A 26,438-nucleotide genomic window follows, 5' to 3' on the forward strand; every position below is an offset into this window, starting at 1 on the left:
TCGGCGATTTCTTGATGCTGCCCGACAAAGAGCGGTATCCGGATATTGCACACAGCTATATCTTAGAACTGAAATACCTGAAGCCCACCGCTACAGATGCAGAAGTGGAAGCTAAGAGCAAGGAAGCCGACGGACAATTGCTGAAATACAGCAAAGACAAAATCGTAAAGCGCCTCTGCAGCGGAACGCAACTGCATCTGCTGAAGACCGTATTCCGAGGGGCAAATATGATGACGTGTGAAGAAATCCATTTATAATCACAGACAAAAGACACCACCATGGACACAAACGAAAAAGAACTGCCTAAAATAGATCTACCTGAAGAATGGGTCATCGGAACAGACATCAACAAAGACCTGCTGAACCTGTACACACACTATCCGGTGCGGCTAAAATGTGAAATGTTTGTATTATGCATAAGAGGAGAAGTAAAAGCTTTGATTAACCTGAATGAAGTACAAGTACATGCCAATGACGTAATTACACTAATGCCTGGCACAATCTTTCAAATCAATGAAATAATAGGAGAACTGAAGATCTATTTTCTGGGCTTCTCCTCTAGTTTCATTGAACAAAGCGGCCAATCGCATTCCATGCTGGACGCCATATTCCTCACATTAGGACGCCCGGTGATCACCTTGAAGCCAGAAGGTACAATTATGATGGAGCAATATCTTCAAATGGTGATAGCCATGTATGAGAAGCTCAACGAAAAGGTACGCCACTGGATTACACCCAACTTGTATAATGACGTCCATACGGGAATCTCTATTCTCTACAAAAGCCGTCAATATGATAAGATGCCACTTTCGAAAAGCGAATTGCTTTGCCGCAACTTCATGCAATTGGTGACACAGAACTATAATCAGACACGAAACGTAGGCTGGTATGCCAAAAAATTAGACATAACCCATGCACATCTCTGCGCCGTAGTCAAACAAATAACGGGGAAAACATGTGCCGATGTCATTGCCTCTATGGTTATTATGGATGCAAAATCGCAATTGAAATCAACCAACCTTACCATACAAGCCATTTCCGACTCACTAAACTTTGCCAGCATTTCCTTTTTCGGTAAATACTTCAAACGGTATGTAGGCATGAGTCCATTGGAATACAGAAAAAAATAAAAGAGAATTATATCAACACGCTTTTACATCAGCGTTTTTATAGACATTTATATATCACATAAAGAGGGGAAAGTGGGCGTTGACGGATTCGAACCGCCGACCCTCTGCTTGTAAGGCAGATGCTCTGAACCAGCTGAGCTAAACGCCCGAAAGGGGAAATTTGACCAATTCGCTTTAGGAGGTGGGCGTTGACGGATTCGAACCGCCGACCCTCTGCTTGTAAGGCAGATGCTCTGAACCAGCTGAGCTAAACGCCCTAAAGCGTCATGAGAAAGAGTCATAGAACGGTGGGCGTTGACGGATTCGAACCGCCGACCCTCTGCTTGTAAGGCAGATGCTCTGAACCAGCTGAGCTAAACGCCCGATTAGGCTCATTTCTCATTTGCGCTTGCAAAGGTACAGCTTATTTTTAAACCTGCAAACTTTTGAGCAACTTTTTTTTCGAAAAACTCTATTTTTATATCAAACGCAAAGACGCAAAAGCGCAAAGATTTTAATTTAAGGAGTTAAAAGGGAGTTATTTCAGGGAGTTAAAGGGAGTTAGAAGCCAATACCACAAGACTTATTGGCATTTAACTCCTGCCGAAGGCATAACTCCTTCTAACTCCCTTTATCTGCTTCTAAATATTCTCCGCGCTTTTGCGTCTCTGCGTTCAATCAAAGAATCATTTCCCGAAGCGTGCGGCTTGCTCGGCGATTAATGCCGCATCGTCGAAATAGTCTATCTTCATCGCACGGCGTACCTCGCTCAAGGTTTGGGCTGCCGCCTCTCGCGCCGCCTCACATCCTTTCTTCAGCATATCGTAAATGGCAGGGATGTCTTTCTCGAACTCTTTGCGGCGTGCGCGGATAGGCTCTAACTCTTCTTGCATGATGGCTGCCAAGAATTTCTTCACCTTTACGTCGCCCAATCCGCCACGGGTATAGTGCGCCTTGAGTTCATCCAAGTTCGGATAGTCGGGCAAATAACGTTCGAAGTGTTCCGGACGACAGAAAGCGTCGAGATACGTAAATACGGTATTCCCCTCTAACTTGCCGGGGTCGCTCACCTTGATGTGGGTGGGGTCGGTGTACATGCTCCGCACTTTCTTTTCCACTTCATCTGCGGGGTCGGAAAGGTAAATGCAGTTTCCTAACGATTTGCTCATCTTCGCCTTACCGTCGGTTCCGGGCAAGCGCAGGCAAGCGGCATTGTCGGGAAGCAAGATTTCGGGTTCCACCAAGGTTTCTCCATAAATATAATTAAAGCGGCGCACAATCTCGCGAGCCTGTTCCAACATCGGTTCTTGGTCTTCACCTACGGGGACCGTAGTGGCTTTGAAAGCGGTGATATCGGCGGCTTGGCTAATCGGGTATACGAAGAAGCCAACGGGGATGCTGGTCTCGAAGTTGCGCATCTGAATCTCGGTCTTCACCGTCGGGTTACGCTGGAGGCGCGACACCGTAACGAGGTCCATATAATAAAAGGTCAACTCGCACAATTCGGGTATCTGCGACTGGATGAAGATGGTCGACTTGGCAGGGTCGAGACCCACCGATAAGTAATCGAGTGCCACTTCAATCACGTTTTGGCGTATCTTCTCGGGATTATCGATGTTGTCGGTCAGAGCCTGCCCGTCGGCTTCGAACACAAAAATCTTATCATAAAGTCCCGAATTCTGAAGCTCCACACGGCGGCGCAAAGAGCCTACATAATGTCCGATATGCAGTTTCCCGGTGGGACGGTCACCGGTCAAAATAATCTTTTCTTTTCCCATATTTCAAATTCTTATTAAATTATTGGGACAAAGATAATCAAAACCTTTGTTTTCTTCAAAAATAAATTGTTCCTTTGCAAAAAGAGTACATTTAATTAATAATGAACAATGAATAGTTAACAACGGTGGATGATTACGGCTATTCGTTATTCATTATTCACTCTTAATTATTAACTCAAACATAAATCTAAATATATGCCATGAAAAAAGAATTGAAAAAAGTCCTGGTCTTGGGATCAGGCGCATTGAAAATCGGACAAGCGGGAGAATTTGACTATTCAGGTTCGCAAGCCTTGAAAGCACTGCGCGAGGAAGGCATCCGCTCGGTACTGATTAACCCGAACATCGCTACGATACAGACTTCGGAAGGCATTGCCGACCAAGTATATTTCTTGCCGGTCACTCCTCATTTCGTTACGGAAATCATCAAGAAAGAACGCCCCGACGGCATCTTGTTGGCATTCGGAGGACAAACCGCACTGAATTGCGGAACGGAATTGTACAAGAACGGCACGCTGAAAGAATACGGCGTAGAGGTATTGGGCACCTCGGTAGAAGCGATTATGTACACCGAAGACCGCGACCTTTTCGTAAAGAAGCTGGACGAAATTCCATTAAAAACCCCTATCAGCCATGCGGTAGAGAACACGAAAGACGCCATCGACGCAGCCCGCAGCATCGGTTATCCGGTGATGATACGTTCGGCATACGCGTTGGGCGGATTGGGAAGCGGCATCTGCCCCAATGAAGAAGCCTTTATCGAATTGGCTGAAAGCGCCTTTACTTTCTCCCCCCAAATCTTGGTGGAAGAATCGTTGAAAGGCTGGAAAGAAATCGAGTTCGAAGTTATCCGCGACGCCAACGACCATTGCTTCACCGTAGCCAGCATGGAAAACTTCGACCCGTTAGGCATCCATACAGGCGAATCCATCGTAGTAGCTCCTACATGCTCGCTTACTCAGGCACAAGTGACTATGCTGCAAGACATTTCGAAACAATGCGTGCGCCATTTGGGCATCGTGGGCGAATGTAACATCCAGTTCGCGTTCAATGCCGACACCGATGATTACCGCATCATCGAAGTGAACGCCCGCCTGAGCCGCTCTTCGGCATTGGCTTCGAAAGCCACCGGTTATCCGCTCGCCTTTGTAGCCGCTAAGATTGCTTTGGGATATACCCTTGACGAGATTGGCGAAATGGGCACGCCCAACTCGGCTTACGTAGCTCCCTCGCTCGATTACCTCATCTGCAAGATTCCGCGCTGGGACCTGACCAAATTCGTCGGCGTATCGCGCCGCATCGGTTCGAGCATGAAGTCGGTAGGCGAAATCATGTCTATCGGACGTTCGTTTGAAGAGATTATCCAAAAGGGCTTGCGCATGATCGGGCAAGGCATGCACGGTTTTGTAGGCAATGACCACACGAAATTCGACAATTTGGATGACGAGCTTGCCAATCCTACCGACCTCCGCATCTTCGCCATCGCACAGGCACTGGAAGAAGGCTATGACATCCAACGCATCTACGACCTGACCAAGATAGACCCGTGGTTCATCGGCAAGCTGAAGAACATCGTTGATTACAAACACAAGCTGCAAAGCTATAACACCTTGGAAGAAATCACGCCCGAAGTAATGCGTGAAGCCAAGCGGTTAGGATTCTCCGACTTCCAAATAGCACGCTTCGTCCTGAAACCGCAAGGCGGAAACATGGAGAGAGAAAACCTTGCCGTACGCGAATACCGTAAGAAGTTAGGCATCTTGCCTGCCGTGAAACGCATCAATACCGTAGCATCGGAACATCCCGAACTTACCAATTACCTCTATATGACCTACGCCATAGAGGGATATGACGTAAATTATTACAAGAACGAAAAATCAGTCGTTGTATTAGGTTCCGGCGCTTACCGCATCGGTTCTTCCGTTGAGTTCGATTGGTGTTCGGTGAATGCCATCCAAACCGCACGCAAATTGGGATATAAGTCTATTATGATTAACTACAATCCCGAAACGGTTTCTACCGACTACGATATGTGCGACCGCCTCTACTTCGATGAACTTTCTTTCGAACGCGTATTGGATATCATCGACTTAGAGCAGCCCCGCGGTGTCATTGTATCGGTAGGCGGACAAATCCCGAACAACCTTGCCATGAAGCTCCACCGCCAATCAGTTCCTATCTTAGGCACATCGCCGGTATCCATCGACCGTGCCGAAAACCGCAACAAATTCTCGGCTATGCTCGACCAGTTGGGCATCGACCAACCTGCTTGGCAAGAACTGACCAGCTTAGAAGACGTAGAGCAATTTGTGGCAAAAGTAGGCTATCCGGTATTGGTACGCCCATCATACGTATTGAGCGGTGCCGCCATGAACGTCTGCTACGATGAAGAAGAACTGAAACGCTACCTGCAAATGGCAAGCGAAGTTTCGAAAGAATATCCGGTAGTGGTATCGCAATTCATGCAAGAGACCAAAGAAATTGAATTTGATGCCGTAGCGCAACACGGAGAAATCGTGGAATATGCCATTTCGGAACACATCGAATACGCAGGAGTCCATTCAGGAGACGCTACTTTGGTCTTCCCTGCCCAACATATTTATTTCTCTACAGCACGTCAAATCAAGAAGATGAGCCGCCGCATTGCCAAAGAATTGAACATTTCAGGTCCGTTCAATATCCAATTCTTGGCGCGCAAGAACGAAGTGAAAGTCATCGAATGTAACTTACGCGCATCGCGCAGCTTCCCCTTCGTATCAAAAGTATTGAAACGCAACTTTATCGAAACGGCTACCCGCATCATGTTAGATGCTCCCTACACTCAACCCGACAAATCAGCGTTCGACATTGATTGGATTGGTGTAAAAGCTTCGCAATTCTCATTTGCACGTCTGCAAAATGCCGACCCGGTATTGGGTGTGGATATGTCGTCTACAGGTGAGGTCGGATGCTTAGGCGATGATTTCGATGAAGCATTGCTCAATGCGATGATTGCTACAGGCTACAAGATTCCGAAACAATCGGTATTGCTGTCTTCGGGAGCCACGAAGTCGAAAGTCGACCTATTAGACGCCAGCTTAGAGCTGAGCAAACACGGCTATCACATCTATGCAACCGCAGGCACCGCTACATTCCTCAACTCACATGGCATACCAACTACACCGGTATTCTGGCCCGATGAACGTCCGCATGCCGAGAACAATGTAATGAAGATGATAGCAGGTCACAAATTTGATTTGATTGTCAACATTCCGAAGAACCACACCAAACGTGAACTGACCAACGGTTATCGCATCCGGCGTGGAGCTATCGACCACAACATTCCGTTGATTACCAATGCCCGTCTGGCAAAAGCTTTCATCGAAGCCTTCTGTCAAATGAAGCAAGAAGACATCAAGATAAAGAGTTGGCAAGAGTACAAATAATTAGCTTTTATTTTGTCATCCTGAACGGAGTGAAGGATCTCGAATACACAAGTTTATGCACACGAGATTCTTCGCTGCGCTCAGAATGACATTACTTTTTGATAAGCAATTCTCATTTTGATACGCCCTCATTGTTAATTATTAACTATTTATGATTCTATTTATTTCCTGCTCAAAAACCATGACCGAGCATAGCCGGATAAAAGTACCTTTTACCTCTCTCCCCCTCTTTGAGACAAAAGCAAAAGAGATTGCTCTTGACATGGTTCACTATAGCGCATCAGAACTGGCTCAATTATTCTACACCAAGCCCCAGTTAGCAGCCGACGCTTATGTACGCTTATTGGATTTCCCTTCAGAAACCGGGCACTTCCTTCCAGCTATCTTGGCTTATACGGGCATTGCATTCAAGCATATCAATCCCAAATTCTTTACGCCTGAAGACTTTGACTATGCACAACAACATTTGTTTATTTCTTCTTTCCTGTATGGCGTGTTGCGCCCGTTAGACGTAATCAAAAACTACCGATTGGAAGGACATGTCCGTCTGCCTCAACACGAATGTACGATTTTCGACTATTGGAAACCCCTACTGACAGATTATTTTATCGAAGAAATCAAAAAGCAAGGAGGCATTTTGCTCAATCTTGCCAGCGGAGAAATGAAAAATCTGTTCGATTGGGAACGGGTATGCAAAGAAGTGCGCGTCATCACACCCGACTTTTATGTATATAAGGACGGAAAGCCTAAATCAGTTATCGTTTATATCAAAATGTGCCGGGGAGAAATGACAAAATACATCCTGCAAAACCGGATAGAAGACCCTAAACTGATAAAGAAATTTGAATGGGAAGGCTTTACCTACCAGCCGAGAAAAAGTACCCCTGACAATCCGGTATTTATGATAAAATAGAAAAGAATATACTTCTATTAAAGAAACGCAGATTAACGTAGATTCGCGCGGATTATATTCTAAATATCAATCTGCGAAAATCTGCGTTAATCTGAGTTTAAATCGGATTTAAACCTTATTTACACGTGCAACGCGGCTTGATTTGCTTAAAGAAATCATTACCCTTGTTGTCTACCAAGATAAATGCCGGGAAATCTTCCACTTCAATCTTCCAAATGGCTTCCATACCCAATTCAGGATATTCCACACATTCGATGCTCTTGATGTTGTTCTGAGCCAAGATAGCTGCAGGTCCGCCGATAGAGCCTAAATAGAAACCTCCGTATTTCTTGCAAGCATCTGTTACGGCTTGGCTACGGTTACCCTTAGCCAACATAATCATGCTTCCGCCATGGCTTTGGAACAGGTCTACATACGGGTCCATACGTCCGGCAGTAGTCGGTCCCATCGAGCCGCACGCCATTCCCTTCGGAGTCTTGGCAGGCCCTGCATAATAAATCGGATGGTCTTTGATGTATTGAGGGAGGTCTTCACCTTTATCCAAACGTTCTTTCAATTTGGCATGAGCGATATCACGACCTACGATAATTGTTCCGTTCAAAGACAAACGAGTAGCAACCGGATATTTATCCAATTCTGCCAAGATTTCACTCATTGGACGATTCAGGTCAATCTTTACCGCATTGCCTTCTCCAGCCTGACGCAATTCTTCCGGAATCAATTCGCCCGGATTCGAATCTAATTTCTCAATCCAAATACCGTCTTTATTGATTTTACACTTGATGTTACGGTCTGCCGAGCAAGATACACCCAAGCCTACCGGACAAGAAGCACCGTGACGAGGCAAGCGGATGATGCGTACATCATGTGCATAATACTTACCTCCGAACTGTGCACCCAAACCGATGCGGTGTGCTTCTTCCAACACTTTCTTTTCCAACTCAATATCGCGGAAAGCACGCCCGTATTCGTTTCCTGTAGTAGGCAGGTTATCATAATAATGCGTAGAAGCCAATTTCACGGTCAGCAAGTTCTTTTCTGCAGAAGTACCGCCAATAACGAAAGCGATATGATAAGGAGGACAAGCCGCCGTTCCCAACGTTTTCATCTTTTCTACCAAGAACGGAACCAAAGTAGCCGGATTCAGGATGGCTTTGGTTTCCTGATACAAGTAAGTCTTGTTAGCGGAGCCACCTCCCTTAGTCACACACAAGAAGTTGTATTCCATACCTTCGGTAGCTTCCAAATCGATTTGTGCCGGAAGATTGCAACGGGTATTCACTTCTTCGTACATGCTCAGCGGAGCATTTTGCGAGTAACGCAGGTTATTTTCGGTATAAGTCTTATATACACCCAAAGACAAAGCTTCTTCATCGCAATAACCCGTCCATACCTGCTGGCCTTTTTCCCCGTGAATAATAGCCGTACCGGTATCCTGGCAGAAAGGCAATACGCCTTTGGCTGCTACTTCGGCATTGCGCAAGAAAGTCAATGCTACATACTTGTCGTTCTCGCTTGCTTCTGGATCGTTCAGAATCTTTGCCACCTGTTCATTGTGCGAACGGCGCAACATGAAAGAAACATCGTGAAAAGCCGCATTTGCCATAGCGGTCAAACCTTCTTTTTCCACTTTCAGGATAGGTTTCCCTTCGAACTCGCTTACCGACACATAGTCTTTCGTAAGCAAATAGTATTCAGTAGTATCCTCTCCGTGTTCGAACATCGGCTGATACTTGAATTCTGGTGTTGTTGCCATAATCGATTAGAAATTAATTGTTAGTTATTACCTGAGAGCAAAGGTACAAAGTATTATTGAAATATTTCCTTAATCGAGAAGAAAAAATTCCTCTTTAATAAAACGCAGAGACGCAAAAGCGCAAAGAATTAATTTTTAGAGAAGGTAAAGGACATAGAGGATTATCTATTTTCTCTTTGTGACCTTTGCTCTCTCAAATAAATAGCTCTGCGCTTTTGCGCCTCTGCGTTCAATTTGTAATCAATCTCCAGCCCTGAGCAAGTCTTTCATCAGCACATCCGTACCGGGGAAACCTACATATTTATCTTGCAATTTTCCATCATAGCTGATGACCAAGTATCCGGGAATACCCGTTATGCCATACGTATGGCACAAATACTCCCATTGCTCCTTCTTCAGCCGATAATGCACTCCGTTGATATCATTAATCGCCGTCTTCCATTCGGTTTCGGGCGATGAAGGTCCGGTCAGGTAAATATAAACCACATCTTTTGAATCTAACTTCTTTTTCAAATCCCGAATCGCAAACATGCTCTTCCGGCACGGACCGCACCACGTTGCCCAGAAATCTATCAATACGGCTTGACCCCGGTAAGGAGCAATGATAGCCGGCAAGATATCCGCGCCCGATACGTTTTCATCCAACTCTGCCACTACATACGTCTTATTCGACTCGGCAAGCAAGGCTTTCGCCTCAAGCGCTTTTGCCTTATCCTTAATATATTCTTGAATGGCAGGCTGGGTAATGCTCTTCATCAACTTCTTGTCTTCGGAAGAAAACTTACGTTCTTTCACAAAATTCCGGTACACCGTACGCGCCTTCTTCACATCTTCCCATAAATCTACCGTCTGTCCTTTGTCGCGCTCCATGTATTCCAAATACGTAGTATAATCATATCCATACCGGAAATAAGGAGACTGTACAATGCCCGGCATTTCACCTTTTGCGCCCAATGTAACCAACTCATTCATCTTCAGGTTCAACAAGACATACTGACGATATGCTTCCCCTACTTTTTCATCGTGTTGCAATGCTTTTTTGTATTTGGCATAGTGATGCTTTACATACTTCGCATATTCATTCGCAGATAATCCGGAAGTCAAATCCTCAAAGCCCGGTTCTTCATTCATCGACAAAGGATATCCCCATGTTGCCAATTCCGCATTCAAAGCGGATGCTCCGCCATCGAACCATGCTTTTTGCTCTTGCCCGTATTTATCCTTCAATAAACGGGAAGCCGACATGCTCAACTTCGGAAGATGAATATAAACCGTCATCTCTTCGCCCGGCACCAAGAACAAATCCAATTGGGCTTTATTGATTTGCAAACGGGCACCTCCAGCCAATAACAAATCAGTCTCGATATGGAACGAACCGTCCTGACGTACCCGCACGGTCTGACCCCATTGATTATAAAGAAGCCAATCGGAATGACGGAACACGACATCCAAGTCCATATCCGGATGATATCCCAAGATATAACCGTTGATGATAGACTTTCCCGCCTTCAATTGCGGCTCAGGCAAGGCACGGCTTTGCTCCAAACGTCTTGTTTGCAAGAAACTGGGCAAGTAAACGTAAGGCTCAACTCCGGTCAATTGCACTCCATAAATAGTCCAGCCTTCTTCTTTTTCCACAAAATCCACCGCATGCACACCCTGAGGTATCGGTGCAAACGAAAGGATGATATCCATTTTGCCTGAGTCCGGTATCCGTTCCGGAACCGTCTTCCCGTCTATCGACACATTTCCCGCTTCACGCAAAGGAAATTCTTGTTCCACACTCCGCAAACAAGTATTCGAAGAGATTACCGCAACTTCACCCGGTTTCCCGTACAAAACCGCATCAACCTGCGTCTGCTCATCGGTTAATATTATTTTCTTTATCTCTATCTTCGAGGTATTAGCCGTTACAAAACACGGATGAGCGACTTCTCTTTTCCGATAATTCCCGGCTTGTGCCATCATGCTGATGCAGCACATCAGGCATACCAACCAAACATATTTTTTCATACCATTTCCTCCTTATCTATTATCACCACAGAGGTCACAGAGTACCACAGAGGATATTAATTTTTAATTCTCAATCTTCAATTTTCAATTTATACAAGTCCGCTCAAACGGTCCAGCAATTCATTTCCCAATTCCGTCTTTACCTTGATATGTTCCAATACCGCCGTAACGAACGGATTGCTTTCGAATACACCGCGCACTTGCTCGAAATCGAGTTTTTGCTCCGCTTTGCTTCCATCGGCACCGAAACCGGTCATCGAGGTCAAGGAGAACTCTTTCTTCGCATCTTCGTAAACCAAACGGTCCAGCCCTACTACAGAGTCCTGCCATTGACGTACAATCGTACAAATATCAGATGCCGTTATCCGTTCCGCATCCAACTGATAGAACTCCAACATCTTTTCGTATGCCCATGTCCACTCATACGTATAATAATGCGCATGCATATCGGCAAAGCGGTCGTGTATCTGGTCTACCGTAGACAAGGCACCGGTCTCGATATCGCTCATCAAGCGTTCGATTTCGCTCTTCGGAGCAATCAAGCCGGAAATGTCCACCCATTCCCCGCTTCCGATGGATGTATCCGGAAGCAGACGCTTGCGGATTTCCTCATCGCTTCGGAACTGAATCTTTTCCAAACGCTTGATGACAGAGTTTCCCAAGAACTTATGGATAGCCGTTTCGTAGAACTTAATGCCTTTATTTAATGCCGAGTTCTTAATCTTCGCACTTTGATAGGCATACGTTTCCGAAGTCTCGCCCGACACCCGTGCCAATTCTTTCAGGATTTCCCGCCCCTTCATCATCTTCTGGATAGTGTACGGACTAAGCAAGTTATAATTGATTTGGTCTAAGCGCAACGGGTCTTTACGCAAATCGCGCTTGGGCCACTTCTGCGCGTCACGTATGGTGCCCACGCTCCGCAAGTTAACTCCGGGAGCCAAGTAAGTCGTATTCTTGTCCTCTATCAGATAGGAGAAAGGCAGGTCGGAAGTATCTGGATGATTGACGTGCCTTCCCATTACCAACGAGAATGCCCCGATGCGTGCGGGCCAAAGGATATACGAGTCGGATGTGGTTTTCGCCCCACGCTCCATCGCCCCTTGATGAATCGGTCCTAATTTATACATGTGATTGCTTTGATTAGACCCTGAACCGGCATTCATAAACGAGAACATACCCGCTATCAACAAGGTCGATTTATGATGCGTCACCGTAAAAGGACCGGCAAAAATGGCACACGCCTCACCGTTCTCTTCCTGGCAATTGCTAAAGAAAAGCGAATCGGATGCCGAATAATTATGCCCCATGCGGCATGCCTGCCCCACAAAACATCGGGTAATCATCGTTCCGTCCTCAATATGCGCGCCGCTCGATATGATAAAATCATCGCATACCACTCCATATCCAATATGCACCGGGTCGGAAGCATTGCTATTGATTGTTCCGTTCTTCAAGCGTCCGGCTCCTTCTATCTCGCAACAATCCCCGATACGGACATTCTTGATATAACCCGAATTGACGATGCTCACCCGGTTTCCAATAGTTCCCGTTTCGGATGCTTGAGCCTCGGCATACGCTTCTATCAATGCCTTCATCCGCTCGATTAATAAAGGACGATGACGGTATAATGCCATAATATATGCCTGATGTGCCGAAAGACGGTCGTGTATCATTACTTCCCGTCCGCCGGTCTCGTTCAATACCGACACTTCTACTCCATTCCCGAAACGCGATTTTTTATCGGTCAGGATAATATCTACATTCTCGATGAAAACCGATTCGCCTATCTCATAATTGGCAATGTAGTTTTTCACGTTCTCGATGAAGCAATTATCGCCTACCGTCACATTATGCAAGGTCACATACGAAAGCCCTGCATGTTTGCGTACGCCTCCCGCTAAACGGAACTCACCTTCGAACACACCCAAACGTACCTTTCCCGAAAAACGGGTATGATGAATGTATTCAGGCGTAAAGTCCTCTGCCACTTGCACTTCATTCCAATCTGTAGCCGTACAAGCCTGAGCTTCCAGCCGCTTGATTTCTTCCGATGTCAATGCACGATAGTTTCTCATAAGCCGCTCTCCTCATCGTAAGTTTGATACAGAAAATCATTGTAAGGATACTTCTGCACGTGAAGTTCCCTTACCTTATTATATAATAGGCGCCTCAACTCCTCGATGTTCGTCTTGTTACGCGCCGAGATAAAGATGCAATTATCGTTCATCTTCGCCATCCACGTATGCATCAATTCTTCCAATGTTACATTCTCTTTTGTTTTCGGAGTCAAATCGTCCGCATCTTTTTCTATGTAGGTATAAGCATCAATCTTGTTGAATACAATCATCGTGGGCTTTCCTCCCGCACCTAATTCAGACACAGTCTTGTCTACCACCTGTATCTGTTCTTCGAAATCAGGATGCGAAATATCCACTACATGCACCAACAGATCGGCTTCGCGCACCTCATCCAAAGTAGACTTGAATGAATCAACCAAGTCCGTAGGAAGCTTGCGTATGAATCCGACCGTATCGGAAAGCAAGAAAGGCAAATTATCAATAATCACCTTGCGCACCGTTGTATCGAGCGTTGCAAAAAGCTTGTTCTCGGCAAAGACATCACTCTTGGCAAGCAGGTTCATCAAGGTAGACTTGCCCACATTGGTATACCCCACCAAAGCAACACGAATCAACCGCCCGCGGTTCTTGCGCTGGGTAGATTTCTGCGTATCAATATCCGCCAAACGTTGCTTCAACAAAGACATACGGTTCAAGATGATACGGCGGTCCATTTCCAACTGGGTTTCACCCGGACCACGAAGTCCTACTGAACCTTTACCGCCTCCGGCACCAGAACCACCTCCTTGACGTTCCAAGTGAGTCCAAAGCCGTTGCAGGCGCGGAAGCATGTATTTGTATTGTGCTAACTCCACCTGTGTCTTGGCATTAGCGGTCTGCGCCCGCATCGCAAAAATATCCAATATCAACGAAGTACGGTCCAGTATCTTCACCTTCAGTTCGTTCTCAATATTCCGGATTTGTTTGGCAGACAATTCATCATCGAAGATGACCATACCCACTTCGGTTTCTTCATCCTCGTTCTGCATCTCCAAGTATTCCTTTATCTCTTGCAGCTTTCCCTTGCCCACATACGTCACCGAATTAGGCGTATCCAGTTTTTGTGTAAAGCGTTTCACCACTTCTGCCCCAGCCGTTTCGGCAAGAAAAGCCAATTCGTCCAAGTATTCGTTCGTTTTGCGTTCGTCTTGAGTCTGAGTAACCAAACCCACTAACACAGCCTTTTCGGTCTGCGCCTCAGATATTACAAATTCTTTCATTCAATCTCGTTCTATTTCTAAACATCGCAAATATAAAGAGATTTTCGAATAAAAACAATACGGAACGGAAAGCATTCAAATAATATTTAAAGTAAAGATGGGTTTATGATAAATTATATAATGTACGCATACCTATTCATATATAAAGAAGGCTGTCTCAATTTTATTTTGAAACAGCCTTCTGATAATGCCTTTTATAACTACAATGAATTATAGATCAATTTGCAGCAGGCAATGTTAAAGTTTCAATATAAGTACCAAAGTTACCAGCTGAACAATAATAATAGAATGCTGCTTGGATAATGTTATTTTCAGGATCAAATGCTCCTCCACCAGCTTCATTATTTACATAGACTGTACCATAACTAGCATGAGTCAATATAGGTTGGTCTTCTACTACTACAGAATTATCTTCGGCTACTTTAAACACAATGTCCATTCCCTCTTCTACAGGAGCTTCTGCTTTATACCACGATGTATGACTCGCTTTGTATACTTTACAGGGACAGTCATCTTCCAATAACGTACAAGTCAAAGAGCCATCCCCTAACAAATCCCATTGAATCATTTGGACTGTCCCAGTGGTAGTTGCGAGTGTAGCTTGTGAATAAGGATCAACATCCGCTTCGTCTAATCCGATACTAAATGTATATTCTAATCCAATTTCTACATTCGGAAATGTTATATTAAAAGTTGCAGTATTCTGTCCTGTAGCAAAAGTAACACTTTCTGGAATCTGAAACATATTTTCATCGTTTCTCAACACTGTTAATGGAATCGTTACATCTCCGTCAGTATTTTCACGAACGACGGTTAGTGTCAATTCTTTTGATTCATCAGGTGCCAATTCATAGAAATTATCATTTGAAGCAAAAGAAGCCTTTATGCAATTTGAATCAACTTGAGTAGCTGGAGTATATTCCACTTCTTCTGTACATGCACTAAATCCCAATGTAAGTACTAATGAAAGTGCAATAAAGCTATGTTTGAATATTTTGTTCATAATCTCCTAATTTATCGTTAAACTTCTATGCGTTTTTATTCCCATACTGGATATGCATTACTTGGATCGGGATTTTCAAAACCAATCAATGCCGCATTATTATTTTTCTCAGTCTGTACAATACAAAGATTCATCCATGCCGGACGTCCGTTGGTATTGAATCGGCTGGCATCTGCAAAGTTCGTACCTTCGTAGCCACGGGTTACTGACATATTCAAACGTTTCACATCGAAGAATGTCAGCCCTTCACCCCACAATTCGATACGTTTTTGGAACACAATTTCATCAATCAAAGCGTCACCTGTGGCTGTTGTTGTATATTCTGGATCACGGTATTGAGTCATAAAGTCTGTCAACATCGTTTGTGCTTGTCCGTTCCCTTGCTGTGCGGCTGCTTCTGCTTCAATAAAATACATTTCTTCTACACGCATCAAAGGATAAGCAGTTGCTGCCCCTACGGTATAATCATCGCAATTTCCTTCTGCCGGACGGAATTTCACCGAAGCATATTCTGATAAACGATTGCCAAAATAGCCAAATACACTAGAAGTCAGGAACTGTGTTTCTCCTTCTAACGCACTACCAGCCGGAGCTACCCACATTTTCTTACGAAAATCGGTATCGCTTAACCGGTTGTACAAACTTGCCCCAATCATGAGATACGGTGCCTGGGAAGAATAACCGAATGAAGTTTCATTACTCATCCACGATGCCCAGTTCAAGATACCGGTCTGTACAGATTCGTCTTCCGTTACCATTTGCGAACCCCACATCCAAGCATCAATATTGTTGAAACCGTTCGTTGTACTCAAGCATTCGGTTTCCGACATCGGAGTAGAGCTGGTAGCGTCAATAGCCATACGGGCATATTTCTGTGCGTTAGCGTAGTCTTCCAGCCACATATAGTAACGTGCTTTCAAGCCATAGATGACATCCAAGTGAGGCAGGGTCTTGACGCTTTCAGACAAGTTGCCGATATTTTGTTCAGCGAAGTCCAAGTCAGCCAAGATAAACTCTGCCATTTCTGCACGAGGCACACGCGGGTTGTTGCGAGCATCTTCTTCTGTTGTATTTTCATCTACAATAGGAACAGTCAATCCCTCTACGTTGGTTCCAGTAGTCTTATCGTTTGGCAAAAACTCGAACATACGTGCCATATCCAAATAGAAAAACGCACGGAACGCATGAGCTACAGCCAAATATCCCATTTGAGCCTCTGATGCACTTTCAGGATTAATGGCGGAAATTAACTTATTTGTAGTCAATACAGCCTGCCAATAATAGTTCCAGATAAATTGCGGGTAAACATAGCTTTCGCCTTGATAAATATTCTGCTCCCATGACTGATACCAATCGTATCCAGAACTAATAACAGCCATGTCTTCAGTCATTACATCACGTACATGCATAATGGAACCATATCCCCAATCCCAATGATAACTATCGCTAATAGTCTCGATTTTGTTAAGAGCAGCAGGCATAGCCCATACCATGGCAGAAGTTGCCATATCCGAAGATGTCAATTGTTCTTCCGTGGCTCCATTGGTAGGGAATGTCTCCTCAATACATCCGGTAGTTATTGCCAATGATGAAGTGAGGCAGAGTCCCGCCATGAATTTATATAGGTTTGTTTTCATATCTTTCTTGAATTGAATTTAGAATGTTAAAGTAATACCTCCTGAAATAGTACGCATCGGTGCGTAATAAGAGTTTGTTACAGAACCTGTTATACTCTGACGCGGGTCTAACCCTTGACGTTTTGACCAGTACCAAATATTATCAGCAGTCAGATATACACGGATTTTATCAACTTGAATCTTACGTGTAACAGATGAAGGTAAAGTATATCCAAAGTTGATGTTCTGCAGGCTCAGATAAGATGCGTTTGTCAAGAAACGGTCAGAAGAAGCCGTCGTATAGTTATCTCCAAATTGGAAACGTGGAATGTTTGACGATGAATTTTCCGATGTCCACGCATTCAGCAAATCTGCATGGAAGTTGGTTCCTTTCGAAGAAGCTGTCGGAGAAGCCATCATGCCCGCATAATCACTATCATAAATTTGTCCGCCAATTTGGTAAGTAAAGTCTACAGACAAGTCAAATCCTTTATAAGAAAGACTCGTACCGAAACCTCCGTACATATCAGGCAGGGCTGTTCCACACAAGTAATAATCAGCAGCATCATAACTTGTTGTAGTTTCCATACCTATTACATTGCCTTCTTTATCTGTAACATTTTTATAATAAAGTGCCTGACCGTCTTCTGCTACACCTGCATATTTTTTGATACGATAGGTATACAGTGATTCGCCTTCGCCATAATAATAATTGCTGCTGCTGTATCCGGGAACGCCATCTACTACCATTGTTTTACGTTCTTCGGGCAGGTATGTAATCTTATTCTTATAGTGAGTCAAATTCAAATGAATATCCCAAGAAAAATCTTTAGTTCTGATAGGAGTTGCATTGAATTCTGCTTCTACACCTTGGTTGCGCATATCGCCCACATTAGCATAATATGAAGTATAACCGAATGAAGGAGCCAATGGGAAAGCAAACAACATATCACTAGTTTTACGGTAGAAATATTCAACCGTACCCGTCAAACGTCCTTTAAATAATTCAAAGTCGATACCAGCATTAAAGTTTCCGTTGGTTTCCCATGTAATGTCTCTGTTACCCATTATATCTGGCAATGCAGCCGGATAACCACCACCGTTCACAATCGTATAGGTATTTATATAACGGTAGTCACCGATATTATCATTTCCTTGTGAACCATAAGAAGCTTTGAGTTTCAACATATCAATCCAGTCTACTTGGAAGAAATTCTCTTTTGAGATAATCCAAGCTGCACCAGCAGACCAAAAGTTACCCCAACGGTTTTCTGGAGCGAAACGAGAAGAAGCATCACGTCTGTAAGAACCAGAGAAGAAGTATTTATCCTTCAAATCGTATTGGATACGACCAAAATAACCTTCTGTATTGTAATCCGTTATGTAAGAAGAACTACCGATATTGGTAATGGCACCAGACAATTCAATGTTAGTCGGGTCAAATACGTTCGATTTACTTGCATACAGAGAATAATACTTATAGCGATAAAATTCATGACCCAACATTACTTCCACATTATGTGAACCAAATGTATGTCTCCAATTCAGGATCTGCTGGTGATTATATGAAATATTACGAGTATGATATTTGCTAGCAATACCATTTGATGAAGCATATTGCCCATAATATGGGTTAGTGAAAAGATTGGTACGTGTTTCGTCAATATTAACACCACTTGTCCATGTAAATTTAAAATCTTTCAGGAAACGGATTTCTGCAAAACCTGTTGCTGTCATCGCATTACCTTCATTATTATTAGTATCCAACAAGTTAGCCGCGTATGGGTTTGAACCGCTCAAGAATGGACGACTTAAACCTGCATTGTCTTTATTACCGAAATCATACATGGTGAAACCATTACTATCCGTCATGATATTACCTTGCCCGTCGCGAATATACAACGGATAGATAGGTGCAATCTGTGTAGCGTATGCAAAAATATTCGCAGAAGAATTAGAAGCTCCATCTTCATCCAACGAGTTTGTATTGAAATGGGTGTATGACATATTGGCACCTACTTTCAACCATTCTTTTACCTGATAATCAGCCTTTAAACGACCTGTCAAACGTTCGTAGTCCGATTTCTCTACAATACCTTCATTTTTCAAATAACTAACAGAAGAATAGAAAGAAGATTTGTTTGAACCGCTTGATATGCTTACATTATATTCTTGACGCAAACCGTTTTTATAGGCCTCATCCAACCAATTATCCGGACGAATCATGTAATCTTGTCCGTTATAACTAACAATATTACCCAGCGTAGCATTCGGATTCAATTTTCCGTTAGTACCAATCAAAAATTGTCCTTCAGGAATTGTATAAGCATTGTATCCTAAACCGTAGTCACCGCCACCTAACATGCTCGAATTTGCATTAGCATGAGCTGTAGCTTCACTCTGACCTTGCCCCATAAAATAGCTCTTCAAGGCACCATAATACATTTCATAGTATTGTGCTGGGTCTGTAATGAAGTTATAATCACGTGCTGCTCTTGAGTTAGAACCCCACTTAGCATCTACAGTTACAGTAGCCTTGCCTGCATCACCTTTTTTTGTAGTAATAATAATGACACCGTTGGCGCCACGCGCACCATACAAGGCATTGGATGCAGCATCTTTCAATACAGTCATTGATTCAATATCCTGTGTACTAATATTATTTAAGTCGCCATCATAAGGAGCACCGTCCAAGATAATCAACGGATCATTACCTGCATTAATTGAACTGATACCACGAATACGAATTGTCGGTGTAGTGGCACCCGGTTGACCCGATGCGTTATTCAATTGAACACCGGAAACTTTACCTTCCAATGCATTAGCAACGTTAGAAGTTTGGATTTTCCCAATTTCTTTAGAATCTACTACAGTAGCCGAACCTGTAAAAGCAGACTTCTTTGCGGTACCGTATGCAACGACCAAAACCTCATCCAACACCTCAGAATCAGCATGTAATACCACTTTCACAACCGGCTGAATATCAACCTCTTGCGTCTGCAATCCAATGAAAGAAATCACCAAAGTTCCGGCCGAACTTGGCACATTACTAATTGTAAAGTTACCATCTATATCAGTAACCGTACCTACCGTGGTACCTTTTACCAATACAGATGCTCCCACTACGGGCAAGCCGTCCTCAGAAGAGGTAACCGTACCGGTCACTTTCCGTACTTGCGCGTTTACCAGACCTATGCCTATCATCAGGCAGGTCATTAACAGCATCAATTTTCTTTTCATAAAAAATTCTCTCTTAAATTTAACCTTAAATAAACACTTTTATCTAATTCAGTTTGCCCGCAAAGGTAAGCATTTATCTTATAACTTGTACACTTTTGGAAACAAAAGATAAGAAAGCCTTCGCTTTTTAACACTTTAAGATTTCATTTTTGCATAAAAAGCCAACAATTATGCAGAAGAGAAAAGGCTTAAAATGCCTAAAAGTGCGCTTAGAACATGTTGTGGGCACTAAAACGGATAAAATTAACCAGGCATTTAAAAATTGAAACCAAATGAAAAAAATTAGTTACAGATTGGTATACAACCGTAAAAAACGGCTCAATGCCAGCGGAAAGGCTTTGATACAGGTTGAAGCTTATTTAACGAAGCGGAAAGTGTATTTTTCTACGCATATTTATGTTCGCCCTGAGCAATGGGACGCCCGGAAGGCAAGGATAATCTGTCACCCGCACGAGGAGGAACTGAACCGTATGCTGGACGAATTTCTCCTGAAACTTCAATATAAGGAACTGGAGGGCTGGAAACAAGGGAAAGCCATTTCGCTTTCGATGCTGAAATCAGAGGCTTCGGAAGGTGCGGATTGCAATTTATTTGCGTTCGGTAGAAAATGGGTAGAACATTCGATAAAGAAAACAAGTACAAAAGATAATCTGAAAACAACATTGGCACTTCTATATGAATTCCGCCCTTTTGCCACCTTTGCTGAAACAGATTACCATTTTCTGCTTCAATTTGAATCTTTCCTTGAGCAGAAAGGGTTAAAGGTAAATACGATTGCCAAACATTTGTGTCATTTCCGGACGTTTTATAACGCTGCTGTCCGGGAAGGGATTGTCTTGCCTGATTCTTCTCCTTTCCTTAATTATAAAATAAAGACTACGGAAGGGCACCACGTGTTTCTTCTTCCCGACGAATTGAAGAAACTGGAGATGCTGGCATTGGAATTAGCCGGAAAGCCACTTAGCCATACACTGGATGCCTTTTTATTCTGTTGTTATACCGGATTGCGTTATTCCGATTTCACAAAATTATCGGAAGAAAACCTGATTTATCCGGATCACCAACATGTGTGGCTGGTATTCAAATCGCAAAAGACCGGAGTAGAGAGCCAGATCCCTTTGGGTTTGTTGTTTCAGGGAAAAGCGGTACGGATTTTGGAGAAGTATGAAGACAAAGCCCGGTTCTTCCGCCTAAAGCCCAATCCGGACATCAATAAGGAATTAATCAGAATCGGCAGGCTTGCACATATCGAAAAGCATTTCTCTTTTCATTCTTCGCGCCATACGAATGCCACCTTATTAATATATAGCGGTGCTCAGCTGACCACAGTACAAAAGCTATTGGGGCACCGGAGCATCAAAACCACGCAAATTTATGGCGAGGTTTTCTCGCAAACGTTAGTGAACGACTTGAAGAAATGTAAGTTTTAAAGTTTCATGTTTTCGGTATATGGGAGTGGCTTCCCAAAGCCAGCAGGGTTCATCCTCGATTTCATACGGCTAGGATTCCAATCTTAACCGTATGAATCGGGCATTTCATACGGCTGCGTTTTTTACCTGATTATCGAAGAATACGCAGCTCTTTTATTTAACCGTAGGGGTGTGGTCTGCCAGACATCAATCGTTCTATTGGTGAGCGCATTCGAGGCTGTCTCAAAATAGAAATAAGCTTTCATTTTGTCATCCCGAACACAGTGAATGGTCTCGAATACACAAGCTGATGCACACGGAATCCTTCGCTTTGCTAAGGATGACATTACTTTTTGATAGGCAATTCTCATTTTGATACACCCTCGTGCTGAGGGAGCAGTTATATGCGTATAAAAAAAGTCGATATTGCTGCAGAAAGTAAAACATATCGTCGAGGAATATTCTTGTCTTGCATGATTTGCACTTTCCTGAGTGCAGTTATAAGCCTAAATTGCACTCTTGAAAGTGCAATTTCAGACATATTTTGCACTTTCCGGAGTGCAAAAACAAAAGAAAATCCCTTTTTATCATATTATTTTTGTACTTTTGCGAAAAAGAAAACTCATGCAGGTATGGATAAGCTACAACAACATTTCAACGTTTCTTTGCAAGAAACCCGTAGTTCGTTTCATCGGTATATGTATCGCCGCATAAACTGGAACAATCGGATGATAGGGTTAACCGGACCGCGCGGAGTGGGAAAGACAACGCTCATCCTTCAATATATTAAGGAAAATCTGCCGAGAGAACAGTCTCTTTATGTTACGGCTGAAGATTTTTATTTTGCCAGCAACAAACTTGTCGACTTGGCGGATAAATTTGAAAAGATGGGCGGCAAGTATCTTTTCATCGATGAAATCCATAAATACAAAGATTGGTCGAGGGAACTAAAACTGATTTATGATTATCACCCTAAGCTCCAGGTCGTTTTTACCGGCTCGTCCGTATTAGACATTAATAAAGGCGCATCCGACTTGAGTAGAAGAGCGGTGATGTATCAAATGCAAGGCTTGTCGTTCCGCGAATATCTGGAATTATTTCATGGCATCGTCATGCCTCGATACACATTGTCAGATATTTTGTCCCATCAGGTTCAATTGCCTGATGATTTTCGTCCGCTCCCTTATTTTGCCGATTATTTAAAGCGTGGATATTATCCGTTCGCTTTGGATGACGATTATGCCATAAGATTGCAACAGATTGTGAATCAGACTATAGAGTCGGACATTCCTCAGTATGCAGAAATTAATATAGCAACGGCACGTAAGCTTAAACGTTTATTAGCCATCATTGCCCAAAGTGTTCCTTTTAAACCCAATGTAAGCAGTATCGCGACCACGCTGGAAGCAAGCAGAAACAGCGTTGCAGACTATTGCCTCTATTTGGAAGAAGCCGGTATGATAACCCAGCTTCGGGATGCGACCGGAGGCATACGCGGATTGGGAAAAGTGGATAAGATTTATTTGGACAACCCCAATCTGATAGATGTTCTAGGCCAACATCATGGAGATACCGGCAATACCCGTGAGACTTTCTTTTTCAATCAAATGCGGGTAAATCATGACGTGATTGTTTCGCCGGTCTCTGATTTCCAGATAGATGGAATGACTTTCGAAGTTGGAGGGAAGAACAAGAAACAGAAACAAATACACAATGTAGAAAAAGCATACATTGTAAAAGACGGAATAGAAACAGGCTATATGAATGTCATTCCTTTGTGGCAATTCGGGTTGGAATATTAGAGAGAAAATTGCTGCTCTATATTAATATTCCAAATATCTTATAAGATTTTCGGATTTTAGAGGTTTGATTCGGGTTGCATTTGGATAGAAATTTTCTGGTTGAAACACGCCTACAGGGTATTATAAGGCTGTTTCCTCTTGTTTAAATGCCTAAAGGGAATATTTGTAAAGCACTCATAATCTGATTATTGCACAATAGCATCAGTTCGGCCGGAACTTTGGTGGTTTCTTTCATCGGCTTGCAGACGCAAGAAGTTAAGATTCAGCCGGTTATGAAAGTAGTAATGCAGTCGGATGACAAAGTATTGGATGAGGTTGTGGTGACCGGTTACGGAGTACAACGCAAGGCTTCATTTACGGGTGCTGCTACTATTGTAGGCGAAGATGTAATCGCAAAGAAAAGCGATGCGAATTTTGTAAAAGCGTTGGAAGGAGCGGTTCCGGGCGTACAGATGAACAATTCTACCAGTATGCCAGGTATATGGGGTTCTATCTATGTCCGCGGACGTGGTTCGTTGAACTCGGGCACACAACCGCTATATGTCATTGACGGTATGCCGGTTGACTCGGATACGGATGAAGGATCATTGACTGCTACAAGCAATAACTCTGTAGACCCGATGTCAATGCTGAACCCTGCTGATATCGAAAGCATTACGGTATTGAAAGATGCTGCTGCTACTGCTATCTACGGTTCACGCGCGGCAAATGGCGTTATCGTCATTACTACTAAAAAAGGTAAAGAAGGAAAGTTCAATATCAACTTAGACGTGAAACAAGGATTCGTATCCATGGCGAACAACAACATGGATTTTGCCAATGCAGAACAAACCATGAATCTTTTTGCCGATGGTCTGACTGCCGCACAAGGCGGAACATGGCAAGAAAACTATGATTACTTGGCAAATGAATATTTTGGTTGGGACGGAAAAACGTCTACAGACTGGATGGACGAAATCACCCGTAAAGGTTATTATCAAGACTACAACCTGAACATGCAGGGACGTAGCGGTTCTACCGGATATTATGTCAGTCTGGGCTATTTGAATACGGAAGGTCTGGTCAAAAGTGCTGACTTCGAACGTTTTTCAGGACGTTTGAATTTGGACAGCAAATTCAAATGGGCTACTGTAGGTGTCAACACCTCTTATAGTTATTCTACCCAAAATGGATTCTCACTTTCGACAAGCGGTTCGATGAGTAGTCCGGTAGTAGCTGCTATCTCGAGTATGACTCCGATGTATCCTGTTTATGACAGTGAAGGTAATTATGCCAATATCGGAAATTATAACCCGATGGCATTGATGGACGAAACTGCCGGCGAACTGAACGAAAACAAAATGCAGACCATTAATTTGAACCCTTATTTCCAGATTGATTTCGGAAAAGGCATTTACGCAAAGACTACGTTGGGCGTGAACATCAACGAACTGAACCAATACCAATACTGGAGTGCCCAATACAACCCGCAGGGTATGGACTACAATGGTTTGGGTCAGCTGTATAATTCGAAGAGCACTGTTATTACTTGGAACAACATCATCGGATGGAATTATGTATTCGACGAAAAGCACAACGTAAGTGTTATGTTGGGACAGGAAATGCAGAAGAAGAGCTACCACTACGAATATTTCGCGAAGTCAGACTTCCCGTTCTCTGCCGACGGTATGCGTGACTTGACTACTGCCGGTACCGACCAAGGTTCTGAATATTACAAACAAGAAGCACGTTTGGCATCTTACTTCATGGATGCACACTATTCGTATGCCGACAAGTATTATCTGTCCGGTTCATACCGCCGTGACGGTTCATCCGTATTTGGTGCTAACCACCGTTGGGGTAACTTCTGGTCGGTAGGTGCTAAGTGGCGTATGACTGGTGAAGATTTCCTGAAAGACAACAATGTCATCAACAACCTGACACTTCGTGCTTCATACGGTACGGTAGGTAACCAAGACATCGACTGGTACGCAGCCCGTGGATTCTATTCAGCAGGTTACAATTATAACCAGATTCCGGGTATGATTCCGACCAGTATTGCCAATCCCGATCTGACTTGGGAGGTATCAAAGAAGTTTGATGTAGGTTTCGACCTTTCTTTGTTGCATCGCCTGCATTTCACTTTTGACTTCTACAACTCAATTACTTCGGACGCATTGTTCCAAGTGCCTTTGTCAATGACAACAGGTATTTCAGAAGTTTACCAAAACATCGGTAAAATCCGCAACCGGGGTGTTGAATTCTCTGTAAACGCAGCATTGATGCAACGCAAGGACTTCAGCTGGAACTTCTTCGCTAACCTGACTTGGAACAAGAATGAGGTTATCAAACTTTCTACCGATGATCCTTTGGAATATACCTTCCAGATTGTTGAAGAAGGCCGTCCTTACACCCAATTCTATATGAAAGAATATGCAGGCGTTGACCGTGAAACCGGTAAGCCGTTGTGGTATCTGAACGAAACGGGCGATGAAACAACTTCGGATTACAACGCCGCTTCGAAACGCTATGTAGGCGATGCTGACCCAAAAATATTAGGAGGTTTCGGAACAAGCCTGACGTGGAAAGACTGGGATTTTAATGTTAACTTCAACTACCGTGTGGGAGGAAAAGTTTATGACTCAGGTGCTGTATTTACCGGTTTCGGTATGTCATTGCGTACACCGTTGGAAGATGTGGCGCTGAACTCTTGGACACCTGAAAACAAAGATGCCAAGTATCCGCAATACATCTATGGAGACCCGAACAATTCGACACAAAACTCTTCTCGTTTCTTGTATAACGGAAGCTATTTGAGAATCAGCAACATCACCTTGGGATATACCTTGCCGCAAAGATGGAGCACCAAAGCGTTCATCCAGAAGTTGCGCGCATACGTATCGGTGGATAACCTTTACACATTCACATCCAGTGACTTTGTCGGTTATAACCCTGAAACTTCAGCCAATGGTGTAATCGCATGGCAATATCCTGCTATTTGTACCTTCATCGGAGGTATCCAATTGACATTCTAATGATTGAGGAATAATTTAAA

General features: G+C 43.6%; 15 protein-coding genes and 3 tRNA genes. 7 read left to right on the plus strand and 11 right to left on the minus strand.

Annotated features, from left to right (window positions below):
* On the plus strand, positions 1–257 hold a 257-nt coding region (locus tag B5F91_RS11325; protein WP_204244686.1), incomplete at its 5' end, for a PD-(D/E)XK nuclease domain-containing protein.
* A 21-nt stretch (positions 258–278) separates the two neighbouring features.
* Positions 279–1,130 carry a helix-turn-helix domain-containing protein gene (locus B5F91_RS11330; protein ID WP_087429202.1) on the plus strand — a complete coding sequence of 284 codons (852 nt, stop codon included), beginning with the start codon at positions 279–281 and terminating at the stop codon, positions 1,128–1,130.
* A 73-nt stretch (positions 1,131–1,203) separates the two neighbouring features.
* Here B5F91_RS11330 and B5F91_RS11335 read toward each other — a convergent pair.
* From B5F91_RS11335 to trpS, 4 genes are all read right to left on the minus strand, one after another.
* Positions 1,204–1,278: transfer RNA gene (locus B5F91_RS11335), tRNA-Val, on the minus strand.
* 34 nt (positions 1,279–1,312) lie between these two features.
* Positions 1,313–1,387 (minus strand) — tRNA-Val (locus B5F91_RS11340).
* 31 nt (positions 1,388–1,418) lie between these two features.
* Positions 1,419–1,493: transfer RNA gene (locus B5F91_RS11345), tRNA-Val, on the minus strand.
* Between the two features lie 302 nt (positions 1,494–1,795).
* Positions 1,796–2,887: a tryptophan--tRNA ligase gene (trpS, locus tag B5F91_RS11350; protein ID WP_087429203.1), complete on the minus strand. Its 1,092-nt coding sequence runs from the start codon at positions 2,885–2,887 to the stop codon at positions 1,796–1,798.
* A gap of 200 nt (positions 2,888–3,087) precedes the next feature.
* Here trpS and carB point away from each other — a divergent pair, with 200 nt between their 5' ends.
* Both carB and B5F91_RS11360 read left to right on the plus strand, forming a co-directional pair.
* Positions 3,088–6,312, plus strand: coding sequence for a carbamoyl-phosphate synthase (glutamine-hydrolyzing) large subunit (gene carB / locus B5F91_RS11355; RefSeq protein ID WP_087429204.1), 3,225 nt, complete (start codon positions 3,088–3,090; stop codon positions 6,310–6,312).
* Between the two features lie 151 nt (positions 6,313–6,463).
* Positions 6,464–7,225, plus strand: a complete 762-nt coding sequence (locus B5F91_RS11360) for a YaaA family protein (RefSeq protein ID WP_087429205.1) — start codon at positions 6,464–6,466, stop codon at positions 7,223–7,225.
* A gap of 115 nt (positions 7,226–7,340) precedes the next feature.
* Here the strand turns inward: B5F91_RS11360 and B5F91_RS11365 are convergent, their stop codons facing one another.
* From B5F91_RS11365 to B5F91_RS11395, 7 genes are all read right to left on the minus strand, one after another.
* Positions 7,341–8,981, minus strand: a complete 1,641-nt coding sequence (locus tag B5F91_RS11365; RefSeq protein WP_087429206.1) for a fumarate hydratase — start codon at positions 8,979–8,981, stop codon at positions 7,341–7,343.
* A gap of 240 nt (positions 8,982–9,221) precedes the next feature.
* Positions 9,222–10,994, minus strand: a complete 1,773-nt coding sequence (locus B5F91_RS11370) for a TlpA disulfide reductase family protein (protein WP_087429207.1) — start codon at positions 10,992–10,994, stop codon at positions 9,222–9,224.
* Positions 10,995–11,083: 89 nt separating this feature from the next.
* Entirely contained in the window at positions 11,084–13,072 is a 1,989-nt protein-coding gene (locus B5F91_RS11375) for a DUF4954 family protein (protein ID WP_087429208.1), read from the minus strand.
* Positions 13,069–14,334, minus strand: a complete 1,266-nt coding sequence (gene hflX, locus B5F91_RS11380; protein WP_087429209.1) for a GTPase HflX — start codon at positions 14,332–14,334, stop codon at positions 13,069–13,071. The genes B5F91_RS11375 and hflX overlap by 4 nt, the downstream gene beginning before the upstream one ends.
* 217 nt (positions 14,335–14,551) lie before the next feature.
* Positions 14,552–15,337, minus strand: a complete 786-nt coding sequence (locus B5F91_RS11385) for a hypothetical protein (protein ID WP_087429210.1) — start codon at positions 15,335–15,337, stop codon at positions 14,552–14,554.
* 35 nt (positions 15,338–15,372) lie between these two features.
* A complete protein-coding gene (locus B5F91_RS11390; RefSeq protein WP_087429211.1) occupies positions 15,373–16,974 on the minus strand; it encodes a RagB/SusD family nutrient uptake outer membrane protein in 1,602 nt (533 codons plus the stop codon).
* An 18-nt stretch (positions 16,975–16,992) separates the two neighbouring features.
* The gene (locus tag B5F91_RS11395) at positions 16,993–20,193 is read right to left on the minus strand and encodes a TonB-dependent receptor (protein ID WP_087429212.1); all 3,201 of its coding nucleotides are present in this window, start codon (positions 20,191–20,193) and stop codon (positions 16,993–16,995) included.
* A gap of 272 nt (positions 20,194–20,465) precedes the next feature.
* Between B5F91_RS11395 and B5F91_RS11400 the strand changes: the two genes are divergently transcribed.
* From B5F91_RS11400 to B5F91_RS11410, 3 genes are all read left to right on the plus strand, one after another.
* Complete coding sequence (locus B5F91_RS11400; RefSeq protein ID WP_087429213.1) at positions 20,466–21,623, plus strand: site-specific integrase; 1,158 nt, start codon at positions 20,466–20,468, stop codon at positions 21,621–21,623.
* Positions 21,624–22,234: 611 nt separating this feature from the next.
* Positions 22,235–23,404, plus strand: coding sequence for an AAA family ATPase (locus B5F91_RS11405; protein WP_087429214.1), 1,170 nt, complete (start codon positions 22,235–22,237; stop codon positions 23,402–23,404).
* A 218-nt stretch (positions 23,405–23,622) separates the two neighbouring features.
* Positions 23,623–26,418, plus strand: coding sequence for a TonB-dependent receptor (locus tag B5F91_RS11410; protein WP_087429232.1), 2,796 nt, complete (start codon positions 23,623–23,625; stop codon positions 26,416–26,418).
* Positions 26,419–26,438 lie beyond the last annotated feature (20 nt).

Source organism: Bacteroides sp. An322 (genome assembly GCF_002161765.1).
Classification (GTDB): Bacteria; Bacteroidota; Bacteroidia; order Bacteroidales; family Bacteroidaceae; genus Phocaeicola; species Phocaeicola merdavium.

Coding starts and splice junctions, on each gene's coding strand:
- B5F91_RS11330 (WP_087429202.1), top strand. CDS start 279: ATGGACACAAACGAAAAAGAACTGCCTAAAATAGATCTACCTGAAGAA.
- B5F91_RS11375 (WP_087429208.1), bottom strand. CDS start 13,072: ATGAGAAACTATCGTGCATTGACATCGGAAGAAATCAAGCGGCTGGAA.
- B5F91_RS11395 (WP_087429212.1), bottom strand. CDS start 20,193: ATGAAAAGAAAATTGATGCTGTTAATGACCTGCCTGATGATAGGCATA.
- B5F91_RS11370 (WP_087429207.1), bottom strand. CDS start 10,994: ATGAAAAAATATGTTTGGTTGGTATGCCTGATGTGCTGCATCAGCATG.
- trpS (WP_087429203.1), bottom strand. CDS start 2,887: ATGGGAAAAGAAAAGATTATTTTGACCGGTGACCGTCCCACCGGGAAA.
- B5F91_RS11405 (WP_087429214.1), top strand. CDS start 22,235: ATGGATAAGCTACAACAACATTTCAACGTTTCTTTGCAAGAAACCCGT.
- B5F91_RS11385 (WP_087429210.1), bottom strand. CDS start 15,337: ATGAACAAAATATTCAAACATAGCTTTATTGCACTTTCATTAGTACTT.
- B5F91_RS11360 (WP_087429205.1), top strand. CDS start 6,464: ATGATTCTATTTATTTCCTGCTCAAAAACCATGACCGAGCATAGCCGG.
- B5F91_RS11400 (WP_087429213.1), top strand. CDS start 20,466: ATGAAAAAAATTAGTTACAGATTGGTATACAACCGTAAAAAACGGCTC.
- B5F91_RS11390 (WP_087429211.1), bottom strand. CDS start 16,974: ATGAAAACAAACCTATATAAATTCATGGCGGGACTCTGCCTCACTTCA.
- B5F91_RS11365 (WP_087429206.1), bottom strand. CDS start 8,981: ATGGCAACAACACCAGAATTCAAGTATCAGCCGATGTTCGAACACGGA.
- hflX (WP_087429209.1), bottom strand. CDS start 14,334: ATGAAAGAATTTGTAATATCTGAGGCGCAGACCGAAAAGGCTGTGTTA.
- carB (WP_087429204.1), top strand. CDS start 3,088: ATGAAAAAAGAATTGAAAAAAGTCCTGGTCTTGGGATCAGGCGCATTG.